Origin of the sequence: Paenibacillus sp. Marseille-Q4541 (assembly GCF_018310695.1) — a bacterium.
Taxonomy (GTDB): domain Bacteria; phylum Bacillota; class Bacilli; order Paenibacillales; family Paenibacillaceae; genus Paenibacillus.
Genome location: NZ_JAGXCY010000065.1, coordinates 1 through 11,765 on the forward strand (window position 1 = coordinate 1; position 11,765 = coordinate 11,765).

Annotated in this window: 13 protein-coding genes; 5 read left to right on the forward strand and 8 right to left on the reverse strand. The window is 40.2% G+C overall.

The features are described from left to right. A partial coding sequence (locus KFT32_RS26665) for a transaldolase family protein (RefSeq protein WP_211750375.1) occupies positions 1-500 on the reverse strand: 500 nt, incomplete at its 3' end. Positions 501-574: 74 nt separating this feature from the next. Further along, positions 575-2,098 (reverse strand): glucose-6-phosphate dehydrogenase, encoded by a 1,524-nt coding sequence (gene zwf, locus KFT32_RS26670; protein WP_211750376.1) that lies wholly within the window; start codon positions 2,096-2,098, stop codon positions 575-577. A gap of 114 nt (positions 2,099-2,212) precedes the next feature. On the opposite strand from zwf, the gene KFT32_RS26675 reads away from it, so the two are divergent. Beyond that, the gene (locus KFT32_RS26675) at positions 2,213-3,097 is read left to right on the forward strand and encodes a LysR family transcriptional regulator (RefSeq protein ID WP_211750377.1); all 885 of its coding nucleotides are present in this window, start codon (positions 2,213-2,215) and stop codon (positions 3,095-3,097) included. Between the two features lie 104 nt (positions 3,098-3,201). Here KFT32_RS26675 and KFT32_RS26680 read toward each other — a convergent pair whose 3' ends face one another. The 5 genes from KFT32_RS26680 to KFT32_RS26700 form a co-directional block, all read right to left on the reverse strand. Beyond that, a complete protein-coding gene (locus KFT32_RS26680) occupies positions 3,202-3,669 on the reverse strand; it encodes a hypothetical protein (RefSeq protein ID WP_211750378.1) in 468 nt (155 codons plus the stop codon). A gap of 14 nt (positions 3,670-3,683) precedes the next feature. Beyond that, the gene (locus KFT32_RS26685) at positions 3,684-4,223 is read right to left on the reverse strand and encodes a TlpA family protein disulfide reductase (RefSeq protein ID WP_211750379.1); all 540 of its coding nucleotides are present in this window, start codon (positions 4,221-4,223) and stop codon (positions 3,684-3,686) included. A gap of 13 nt (positions 4,224-4,236) precedes the next feature. Then, positions 4,237-4,770: a MauE/DoxX family redox-associated membrane protein gene (locus KFT32_RS26690; RefSeq protein WP_211750380.1), complete on the reverse strand. Its 534-nt coding sequence runs from the start codon at positions 4,768-4,770 to the stop codon at positions 4,237-4,239. Positions 4,771-4,797: 27 nt separating this feature from the next. After that, positions 4,798-5,442: a hypothetical protein gene (locus KFT32_RS26695; protein ID WP_211750381.1), complete on the reverse strand. Its 645-nt coding sequence runs from the start codon at positions 5,440-5,442 to the stop codon at positions 4,798-4,800. Positions 5,443-5,696: 254 nt separating this feature from the next. Further along, positions 5,697-5,948 carry a hypothetical protein gene (locus KFT32_RS26700; RefSeq protein ID WP_211750387.1) on the reverse strand — a complete coding sequence of 84 codons (252 nt, stop codon included), beginning with the start codon at positions 5,946-5,948 and terminating at the stop codon, positions 5,697-5,699. A 589-nt stretch (positions 5,949-6,537) separates the two neighbouring features. Between KFT32_RS26700 and KFT32_RS26705 the strand changes: the two genes are divergently transcribed. The 3 genes from KFT32_RS26705 to KFT32_RS26715 all read left to right on the forward strand — a co-directional run bounded on the left by KFT32_RS26705 (position 6,538) and on the right by KFT32_RS26715 (position 9,287). Then, on the forward strand, positions 6,538-7,197 hold the full coding sequence (locus KFT32_RS26705) for a hypothetical protein (RefSeq protein ID WP_211750382.1): 660 nt from the start codon (positions 6,538-6,540) through the stop codon (positions 7,195-7,197). A 411-nt stretch (positions 7,198-7,608) separates the two neighbouring features. After that, positions 7,609-8,136, forward strand: coding sequence for a sigma-70 family RNA polymerase sigma factor (locus tag KFT32_RS26710; protein ID WP_211750383.1), 528 nt, complete (start codon positions 7,609-7,611; stop codon positions 8,134-8,136). After that, on the forward strand, positions 8,130-9,287 hold the full coding sequence (locus tag KFT32_RS26715) for a DUF4179 domain-containing protein (protein WP_211750384.1): 1,158 nt from the start codon (positions 8,130-8,132) through the stop codon (positions 9,285-9,287). The genes KFT32_RS26710 and KFT32_RS26715 overlap by 7 nt, the downstream gene beginning before the upstream one ends. 142 nt (positions 9,288-9,429) lie before the next feature. Here the strand turns inward: KFT32_RS26715 and KFT32_RS26720 are convergent, their stop codons facing one another. Further along, complete coding sequence (locus tag KFT32_RS26720) at positions 9,430-10,131, reverse strand: CPBP family intramembrane glutamic endopeptidase (protein ID WP_211750385.1); 702 nt, start codon at positions 10,129-10,131, stop codon at positions 9,430-9,432. Between the two features lie 92 nt (positions 10,132-10,223). Between KFT32_RS26720 and KFT32_RS26725 the strand changes: the two genes are divergently transcribed. After that, positions 10,224-10,964 carry a MerR family transcriptional regulator gene (locus tag KFT32_RS26725; protein ID WP_211750386.1) on the forward strand — a complete coding sequence of 247 codons (741 nt, stop codon included), beginning with the start codon at positions 10,224-10,226 and terminating at the stop codon, positions 10,962-10,964. Positions 10,965-11,765: the final 801 nt, after the last annotated feature.

The following is an 11,765-nucleotide window of genomic DNA, read 5'->3' on the forward strand; positions in this document are numbered from 1 at the left end:
TTTTTTTTATCAAATTTAGGGTTATGGAACAACTCAGAGATTTTCAAAACAAGGAGAACACCTTCTCCCGAAATATCACCGAAACCCCAAAGGAATGGGAATACATTCTTTGCACAATCTCGTGCAGCCAGAAGCGCTTGGTTCACAGTGAAAATTAACGTTACGTTTGTTTTCACTCCTTTTTTCGTCAAGTAACGGCAAGCTTCTAATCCCGCCAGTGTCATCGGAAGTTTAATCGTAATATTTTTATCATTATTATTGATTTTGATCAGTTCATTCGCTTGAGCGATCATATCCTCAGCTGTTTCTGCATCAGGCGTTACTTCAGCCGAAACGGATTCAACCTCAGGCACTTCACGCAAAATCTCAGCGATACGATCTTCAAATTTCACACCTTCTTTAGCAACCAAAGATGGATTAGTCGTAACACCAGACAAAACGCCAATTTTATAAGCTTTTTTGATATCTACCAGATTCGCTGTGTCAATAAAAAATTTCATAATGATATTACCTCCATTTTTTTGGTATAAAAGGATAGGTTTCAAATATATCCGTAACCGAATATGTAAGTTCCCTATTGAAGCACTGGATCTTTCTGTAAACGAACTAGCTGCTCTTCTATGCTTGAATCTGTTTCATCATCAAACCACCAATGATTTCCATCCTGCATAAGCAGCTCATCTGATTCACGTGGACCATACGTCCCGGCCGCATACAAATGAAGGGGAACAAGGTTCTCTTTATATGAATCCAAAATTGGCTGAACCCATTTCCATGACAACTCAACTTCTTCCCAGTGTGCAAAGTATGTTGAATCTCCGAATAATGCGTCCCCAATCAAATTTTCATATGCCTCCGGCGGATTTTCCTGGCTTTCATGAAAGTCCATATACAGGGGTTTAAACTGTTCTTTGTTTAGTGAATCTCTTGTATTTAAATGAAGAGTAATTTTTTCTTCCGGACTGATCTCAAAGACAAGAAGATTAGGCGTTCTATTATCAGTGGATGCTCCTGCCTGTTTTAACGGTTCTTTGAACTCAATTACAATTCGAGTTGATTTCTCTTTCATTCTTTTACCTGTTCGAATATAAAACGGAACCCCACGCCAAAAATAATCATCTATTTTTAGCTTTGCTGCGATAAATGTATCATTATTCGAGTCCTTAGGAATGTTAGGTTCAGATGTATAACCTACCACTTTCTTTCCATCAATGACTCCTTCTCCATATTGTCCGCGCACAACAGAAGATTTGACATCTTCTTTGCGGAGGTGTTCCAGAGATTCCATCACTAGTTTCTTCTTCATCCGGACATCATCTGTCGTTGTGTTGTTCGGAGAGTGAGTCGTCAGCATCATGAGCAGCTGGAGCATATGATTCTGGAACATGTCTCTTACTGCGCCCACATGATCGTAATAACCTGCTCGTTCCTCAACACCTACGGTTTCATTCGAGGTAATTTGAATATTGGCTATATAACGATGATCCCACAGCGCTTTAAAGACGGGATTATTGTTCTGCAGAACCTCGAGCTTCTGTACCATCGGCTTACCCAGATAATGATCGATTCTAAATATCTCATCTTCCGAAAAAGCTTTTGACAGATTTTCATTCAATTCTCGAGCAGATTGCAAATCATGACCAAAAGGCTTTTCAATCATCAGGCGCTTCCAGCCTGTTACGGAACCAAGCCCGCTTTCCTGAATATTAGCTGCGATGGTTTCAAAAAATTCAGGTCCTACGGATAAATAAAACATACGATTAGATACATTTCCATGCTCTTTTTCCTGATTTTCAACCAAATGCAGTAATTTATAATAATCTTCCTTATGGCTTACATCCAGAACACTATAGCGGAATGCACGTAAAAATTTATTCAATACTTCCAGATCTATTACTTCGCGCCTGGAGAACATTCGGATCGATTGCTCTACCTTCGCTTGAAAATCTTTATTTGACACTTCTCTTCTTCCAAGACCGAATACGGAGAAGGATTGAGGTAGTTTCTGATCGATGAACAAATTATACAATGCAGGGTATATTTTTCTTTTCGCTAAATCCCCTGTCGCTCCAAACAATACAAATGTGGTAGCCTCCATTTTACTTCTCCTTTCAACTAAGCTAAGTGATTAGCTCTGGTTTCGATTCCTGTAATCCACTATAATACGAATAACACGTATACAGGTAATTAATATATTTCACAGGAGATATAGATGACGTCTATGATCAATTACGAATTATATAAAGTTTTCTATTGGGCCGCGAAGACCGGAAGTTTGTCTAGTGCTGCCAAATCGTTGTTTATTACACAGCCAAGTGTTAGTCACGCCATTAAACAATTGGAAGAGAGCTTCGGGATCACCTTGTTTTACCGAAACTCAAAAGGGGTTTCCTTAACGCAAGAAGGTGCTACGCTCTATTCCTATATTGAACAGTCCCAGATCTTAATTTCATTAGCAGAAGAAAAAATGGCAGCACTTAAAAATCTAGACAGTGGAGAGCTACGAATTGGCGGCAGTGACTCTTTGTTCAAGCACTATATGCTTCCATACTTAGAACACTATCATCAGAAATATCCCGGTATCAAATTACATCTAAACCATGGTACGACCCCTGAAACCATCGCTTTTTTGAAAGAAGGAAAAATTGATTTGGGCGTCGTTCGCATGCCTATTGTTGATCCTCAAATCGAAGTAATGGGGGGAATTCAGCTGCAAGATTGCTTTGTCGCGGGAGCTCATTATGCTGAACTGAAAAATAAAGTACTCTCATTAGATTTACTTCTTCAGTATCCCATCATCTTATTTTCACGGAATAGCCGAGTAAGAATGGCCATCACAGAACTATTTCAAAGTTACGGATATCAAATTAAACCTGAAATTGAGGTAGGCAGTGTCGATTTATTAATCGAGTTCGCACGTAAAGGTTTGGGGATTTCCTACGTAACCAAAGAATTCATATCCAAGGAACTGGAAGAAGGATCTCTCTTTGAAATCCAATTAGATATCCAGATGCCACCTTCCCAAGTAGGACTCATGACGATGCGCAACTTACCCCTTTCCCATGCGGCTAGCAAATTTATTGAGCTCGTGAATTAATGCCAAAGTTATATATAAAGCAAAGAGCATCCGTAACCTGATATAGAATCAGGTTACGGATGCTCTTCTTTTTTCAGTACATTCAACATGATTAACAATATAAACTAGTATTGCACAGTAGACTTACAACCACAGATTACATATTGTCCTTCAATCTGCGAACCTTTATAACACCATCCGTTTCCGCTATATGGACTTACATACTGACTCACACAATCCATACATTTGGCCCTAAGTCCTACCGGATCGCTTGTATACCACCAGCCAGAAGGATGTGGGCATAACCCCTTACACCCATTTAACGCATTGTAAGTCGTACAAGTAACATAAGTCGAGGGACACGAACCATCAGCACCGCAGCCACTGCAAAATTGACCATGCGGAGGTGAACAAGCACCTGCCCGAAAAGATATTTTCGCTACATCTTCCCTCGGATTAATTAAAATTTTGGCCAGCGTCAACGCTATTTGTTGAGAGATCCGGTTTAACCAGGTTCTGCGTGTCATTCTTCGCGTAATCCGACTAATGGAATCTTGCGTTTGTTCGTCTCTGTTCATTGCTTTACGCCACATGTTACACCTCCAGCCTAGGAAACTCTCGTAGATTTCATGTAACTCTCCAGTTGATCACGGCTGTTTACTAACCCTTTATGTCTAATAACACCTCGCGGATCAATTGCATAGGCAAATGGCGTCACTTGAACGTCTAGATGATGTGCTAATTCAGAACTTACGATATAAACGTCATCATTGTACTGAATTTTACGAACATAATCGGAAGCAAGCTCAGGAGTTGAAAACAACATAAGAACAGGCTTTACTTGATTCAACTCGGCTATCCGATGAAAATCAGGCAATATTTCAGCACACTCTCTACAGGTGGGAGAACCAAATAAGATCAGGGCTGAGGTTCCGAGCAGTTCATCTGTAGACCACTCCGTCCCATCTATATGAAAAGTGGTAGCAACAGGGAGTCTTTTACCCACAGGTATTCCAGACTGGTTTACACCTCTCGCCGTTCCCATAATCATAATGCCTAGCTGTCTGAACAATACGAGATTTAGAATGACAAGTGGAATGACTAACAGCCATAAAATCAAATAAGAAACCCAGAAGAAAGTAGACATGACTGAACTCCTTCTATTTCATTATTTTGGCGTAATAGGTAGCGGCTATAGCACGATAAGCACGAATAGCATAGATAGCGTCTGGCACACCGACGATACACAGCAGCGCTATTAACATCATCATTAGCTCTACAATGAGACCCTCTAGCGATAGAGAAAAGAATCCAGTATCCCCCTGTGTCAGGCTGAATAGAAACAAATATAGACTTATGATGGTCATCAACCCATTGCCTGCCGCAAGCCGATAACTTAGCTTAGAAGGAATTTGTGAGCCAAAACATCCGCAATCTACCTTTCCATTGCGAAGCAAAAAGTACACGACTCCAATGCCTTGAATGAAATACAGAAGAGATATAAATAGTAGTCCAGCCACCGAAGATACTCCAAAAAGGAGCGTAACCGATATGAATTGCATCATAATCAAGATAAGGTGAGTATGGGAATTACCTGGGAAATGATGTGGATCACGGAAGACTTTACTCCATATATAACTGACGATCGAAAGAAACATAGGAAATGAAACAAAGACGGCCGCAATCTCATTCATACTCAGTCAGACTCCTTTTTACAGGATTTAGTTTATGATAATGAGAATAATGGAACCAATGAGGAGCAGGTAAGAGGCAGTTAGTCGTGCTGCTGTAAGAGCTGTGTATCGGGACACTCTTTTCTCTAGCATTTGATAAACAATCGTTCGAATAAACGGAAGACTGAATACCGTCCCTCTGACGATGCCAAAACAAAATCCAGCTACGACGCTGAGCCACCAGGGAGCTGCAAATAAAGAAATCAGAACGTAACAATGGAATAAGACACCGGCTTGCAAAGTTATGAAACCCATACCTAGAATATGTCCCCATAAAGCTGCTGTTTGGTATCCTGCATCCTTAATCCACTTCGAAGGTACGATGAAATTGCCGGAAGGTAGGAGTCCTGCTTTGTTACTTAGTTCAAGAACAATGAAAACAGCAAAGACGATAACAATTACAGGCTGATAGTAGAAATCAAGATGAATACCTTTGAGTAGTACATTGGCTCCTCCGATGAGAAGTCCGGTTAACACCCCTCCTATCGTGCTGAAGAAGATGTAGACTAACGCATATTTGGTTTTGCTGACCTTCGTACTGTCAAGACTCCCAAGAACGTTAAGCCCGCATGTCGTATCTACACTCGCAATGGCAGCAGCCACGGCAAAGACAAAAAGTAAGAAAGATAACAAAATCGCATCTCCCCTTTATTTCATGATGTTAATTACTCCTTCTTACACATCGTATGAGCTCTTAGCTGAATTTATCATAAAAATAAAAAAGCAAAGCAGGCAAGAAACGAAGAGTAAACTGTGCTTATCAGGTAGGTTGTAGCCAACCACATATGGAACTATTTTGCCTATGAGTCGTATTCATGTTCCCAAAAACAGTAAAGTGGGCATTCCAATTCAAATTGAGTTGGAATGCCCACTTTTCAAAAACACTTTTATACAGTTCGTTTTAGTCGATTCAACTTTCTACGTAGCTTTCCCCGAAATCCTAAATTCACTGTAGAAACAGCTTTATCAGCGGTTTTCGCGCTTACTGAGCTGCATTTCTTGCAGACTTTCACTGGATTTCCGTCCGAGTTAGTCGCAGAATAAAGTAACTTTATTCTAGTCGAGAGGCAAACCGGACAGGTACCTCTACCTTTTGAAGGTGTATTCCACAAGCCTTTACCGCGTTTCGTTTTAGCCATTGTAGCTCCTTTCGATATCAAAAAATATAATTTATTACAATTTATGTTAAAACTTTTGCTGTGTTAATGATACTAAATAAGCACATCCATATGAAGGTAAAGAATAATTATGATCAAATGATCCTGCCCGTTAGCGTTCCGCATCTCAACATGCTTGTGCGGAACTTTTAGCTTGGATGCAAGCTTGCTTGCCTTATCCTTGTTTGGTCCCTGTCTCACAAACAATGTTTCTTTTCCATGTAACCTTCTAGCTACCTACCCGATCTAATATATACGTAACGTTACGAACATACTAAAATGTTTAATCAAGAAAGCTGGTGAACCCTTACAATTGTTTTTTTCATGTAACCTTCTAGCTACCTGCGAGATCTAATATATACGTAACGTTACGAACACAATAAAGCTCGATCATATTTGCAATCGTTATGAACGAAGAAATCTGTTGATACATCCCACATCCATGCTGAACACAAAGCATCGTACGACCAAACGATCATTAATTTATTGGAGCATTATGCAAAGAGCCCGGAGATATCCAGGTTTGGTCGGATTATCGGGTAATTACAAGCATCTAAAAAGGAGAATACTCATGATTAAACATTCTAAGAAAAATTCTATTCGCTTATCTATATTAGGATTAGGAACGGCATTAACTCTCTGCTCATTCTCATTAGTAAGTGCGCAAGCACCAACCGAAAGTGTTACAATAACAGATCAAACAATGAATGCCCAATTGAAAGAAACGGTGGAAGTGGTAAAACTATCGCAGCCTGGAGGTGGCCAAAGCCAAAGCCTGACAGTCAATACTGCGGAAGAAGCTACTCTGGTATTGCAGAAGTATTTTAATCTGACTGGATTTTCACTTATACAAGATGAGAGAGAAGTACCCACCGCAACTTATGTAACCACAGACGACAATATGCGTGTATGGGTTGGGAATAATAATAAAATAATCGGTATCGACAACATGAAAGCATGGAAAGAATTAAAAAATAACAATGAAACACAAAAAGATCAATGGATTTCAATAGACCAAAGTAAAGAGAAAGCGATTCAATTGGCTCAACCATTCCTAGACGTTAGTGTTCAAGAAGTACAAATCACAACAACAGAGCATCCCTACAGTGACTCGTTAATTGTATTTGATATTATCCCTTCTTCCGAAGGCAATCTCACTAGCGATGGCAGGTTTCATGTAACTTTGGACCGATCCACTGGAGCTATCATGAATATTAACCCTTTTCTGTGAGTGAGCTGAACAACTATAGGCTATTAACTGCTACCGCAGGGCCGCAGGGCAACAAATGGGCAAACGGAGAAAGATAGTTAAAAAACCAGTGCAGCAGTCTGAACATCAGGCTGTCGCACTGGTTTTTTTTCATAAGTTGGACCTTAGTAAAACAAGAAATCTGATGAATCTCGAACGATTGGGTGGTCCAGAATTCCTTATCCACTGTGGAATAAACACGAGCTGTAACCTTCTAGCTATCTACCCGATCTAATATATGTAACGTTACAAACTTTCTACACTTCTAGTCAAGAAAGCAGGTGAACCATTGCAGTTGGTTTTCTTTTCATGTAACCTTCTAGCTACCTACGAGATCTAATATATGTAACGTTACAAACATTCTATACTTCAAGTAAGAAAGCAGGTGAACCATTGCATATAGAACCTATAGTCGTCAAAGCCAAAGCCGGGGATCCTGAAGCATTTGTGCAGTTGATGCAAGAGATAGAGTTATCTTTATATAGAACAGCAAGGTCCATCGTCAACAAAGACGAAGATTGTGCAGATGCCCTGCAGGAGACGATGCTTAAAGCCTTTAAGTCCATCCATACGCTCAGAGAGCCCACTTTTTTCAAAACGTGGATCTTCCGGATTCTAATTAATGAATGCAACAAAATCATCAAAAGCAGATCAAGAGCGCTCCCTTACGGAGAGCTTCCTGACGTCCCTTCCACTTCCAAGGATTATGAGAAAATCGAATTGTGGGATGCCGTTCAACATCTTGAGGAAAACCTACGGATTGTCATTCTCCTTCATTATTTACATGACATGCCGATCAGTCAAATTTCCGACATTCTCGAAATATCTACGGTAGCCGTGAAGACCCGGCTGCATCGCGCCCGCAAAAAGCTAAAACATTCATCTCAAATCAATCAAGAAAAGGGAGTTACGACATGGTGAACACGAAGTTAGAAGAACAATTAAAGAACTGCCAAAGCCTACTTCCCGATCAGTTATCGGATATTACACGCTCCAAGCTGAATGAGACATACCAAATCATCAGGGAAACCGATCATTACATTTCCCCCATTCAGAGCAAGATAAAGGGTTCAAGAACTATTAATAAATGGTGGGTATCCACTGCAGCCGCTACAATCCTTGGAGTTACCATCATTGGTTCCGGCTTTGTATCTCCCGTAATGGCTGATACACTCAAGCAAATTCCGGTTCTGGGACAAATCTATTCATTATGGGGCGAAAACAACGGAGATCCCGGTGTTCAACAAGCCGAGGATTTCATCACAAACGTAAACCAAAGCGTGACCCATGGCAATGTGACTATGAATATTCCAACGTTGTTATTTGACGGGACCCGAATTCTTATGAACATAACCACTCCTGGAAACCGTCTGGCTTCTGAGCCTAATTCGCCGCCTTCCGATGCCAATAAAGGGGCGGTGGATACGTTTGAGGTTCTCTATAATGGCCAACCTCTGGCCTGGGATTACGAACACATGGACGGTGAGACTGCTTCCAGCATAATGGTTCAGGTTACCAACAATACAAGCATAAACCAGTCTGTCCAGTTCCCTGATCAGTTTGACTTGACTGTAAATGTAACATTAAAGGGTTACGATGTCCCGTTCCAATTCGTTCTGCCTGTTACAAAATCAACGTCCGTTACCGTTCTTACTTCAGAGGAGACCAAGCATCACGATAACATTAACTTGCAGATCAATAAGCTGGAAATCACTCCAATTACAACGCAGTTATCCGTTGAGTACAAAACCAAACCGGGTCAGAGCGTAGAAGAAATGCTCGCTTCCATCCCTTCGAAATACAAGGGTGATGACGGGGGCGCCATCGCTCTTCAGTATGACATTGTGGATGAAAATGGCGTTCAACTGAAGCCCCTCGGTGGTCACCCCTTAAGCGAATCTTATAATATGCGCTTTGAACCCTTCAAGACTCTACCGAGTACCGTAACCATCAAACCGTACTTAGTCGTATCCGAAGGTGAAACTCCAGCTGAGGCTAAAGGACCGGTGGAAGTCAAAAATATAGTCAAGAAATACATCCCTGAGCTAGAGACTGTATTTTCGGTTCAATAGTTCAACTGTAAAAAGGACCTTATTATCTAAGTTTAAAAAAGTATGCGAACCTAATAAAGACGGAGCCATAACTGGCTTCGTCTTTTTATTTATATGACTTTAATCCTTGTCTGGCCTAACTCAAGTCATCTTGTCCGATATTCTAACTCGTCACTGTTAACAACACAGCAATCGTATTAAACACACCATGAACGATCATACCAGGCACGACCGATCCCGTCCGTTCATAGGTCCATGCAAACACAACCCCGCTAATAAAATTCACGGGCATGGCATTCATAGTGGGAAAGTGTGCAAGAGTAAAGATTAGCGAGCTAATCATAATCGCCCATCTCATACTAACTCGAGTCCGTAGCCAACGATATATAAATCCACGGTAAAATATTTCCTCATAGACTGGTGACACGATCCCTGCCGAAGCAATACCAATTATTATGGTAAATAATGTGACACTTTGCCGCAGACTCTCTGTTTTGCTGTTATCCACGGTATTTCCAAGAAAACTCGTGAGATAAACTGCCATCAAACTGAATATGATGAGAACCAGTGTCCAGAGCACAATCCTCCACCAATCTCTCGCAGGAAATCCCTTTACTCCTACCTCTGTCCACGACATCTTTTTCGGACGTAAAGCAACAAAATATAATCCTAACAAAAGTGTAATCGCGATGGTAAGCCCTGTAAGAGTCCCTGAATAAAGTGTATTCCCAAACCATCTCTCATACATTGACTGTATCCCGTTTTTGATAACGAACATTACGAATACGAATTCAAGTGTGAGTAATGCAATGAACTCACGCCATGTCCACTGATCCATCTTCTTCCATATTTCTGTTCTAGTCATCCTTAATCCCTCAATCCTCTGTGATATAATTTAATGATATTTGGTGACGTTACGTCACCTGCAAGCATTTTTTGAGGGAGGAAAGAAACAACATGAGTAGATGGACAACAGGACAGATATCCAAACAGCGGAACATATCCGTTAGAACGCTACGTTATTATGATCAAATCGGTCTCTTAACACCGAGTTATAAGGAAGATAACGGTCGCCGTTATTATTCAGAGGAAGATTTATTCACTCTCGAAAAGATAACGTTGCTTAAATCACTATCACTACCTCTTGAAGACATTCAAAATGTAATGGACAAGCTATCTTTTCGTCATATTCTAATCGCACATTATAATCATCTTCAGGAGCAGCTCACCTCTCTTCAGGGCAGTATTGCAAATACTACGTCTTTGATCAACATGATAGATCTAGAAGGTACACTCTCCTGGGATCGGGTTTCTCATCTGGTCCATAACGTACAGCCCATTTCTAAACAGTGGATCGATTACTTCAACGATGACGAAAGTGCATTTCTACAAAAAGCACTACCCAATCTCAGCAGTAATGACCAGACCACTCAGCAATATGTCTCTTTGCTGCGCCGGATTGAGCAGTGCATACAGCAATCTGTTCCACCTGAATCTGATGAAGGTTATAACATTGCCTGCGAGTTAATGAAGTTATCACACGAAACCTTTAATGGAGACGAAAAATTGATGGAGAAGTTTTGGGAAGTAAGGAAGCTCTCTACAATGGAGTCAGGACTATATCCCGTATCCGACGAAGTGCTGAACTTTGTGGAGATTAGTATTGCTCACGCTCTAGAAAAAGGAACGGAACAGTAATAGGATATTGAAGATTTTTTGTTGAATTCATGAGTACAAATTTTGGCGTGGCTAGTTATATTTTCTTTAAAAAATGAGCGCTTCCGAAGCCTGCTCAAAAATTGATATTCAACTACATATGGAACTATGTATTCAGGTTCCCAAAAACAGTAAGTGGGCATTCCAATTCAAATTGAGTTGGAATGCCCACTTTTCAAAAACACTTTTTATACAGTTTGCTTTTGTCGATTCAATTCTCTACGTAACTTTCCCCGAAATCCTAACTTCACTGTAGAAATAGCTTTATCAACGGTTTTCGCGCTTACTGAGCTGCATTTCTTGCAAAATTTCACTGGATTCCCGTCCGAGTTAGTCGCAGAATAAAGCAACTTTATTGTAGCCGAGAGGCAAACCGGATAGGTCCCAATCCATCATGGGGATTACCTTGAACTTTAATATTTGAAAGTCCAAGATATTTTAAATTGCTACAGAATCTTAGTGGTTCAAGGCTATTTAGTTTTAATGAATTCCAATCGCCACCCGATAATTCTAACAACTCTAAACTGGTACTTCTCTGTATTGGAGTTATGTCATTTAATTTTGAGAGTCTTTTATCCACAAAGATTTTAAAGTATTGTTTTTTTGTAAGTCCCATAAATTGTTAGCTTTTGTATTCCATTTAAGCCCCAATAACTCAACATTTGTGAGTGAACCAAGTAGAGATAAATCTTCTACTCTCATTTCATATATATAAATCATTTTTGTATATAAATCATTTTTGTATATAAATCATTTTTGGATTAACAAGGCTCAATATAGTGT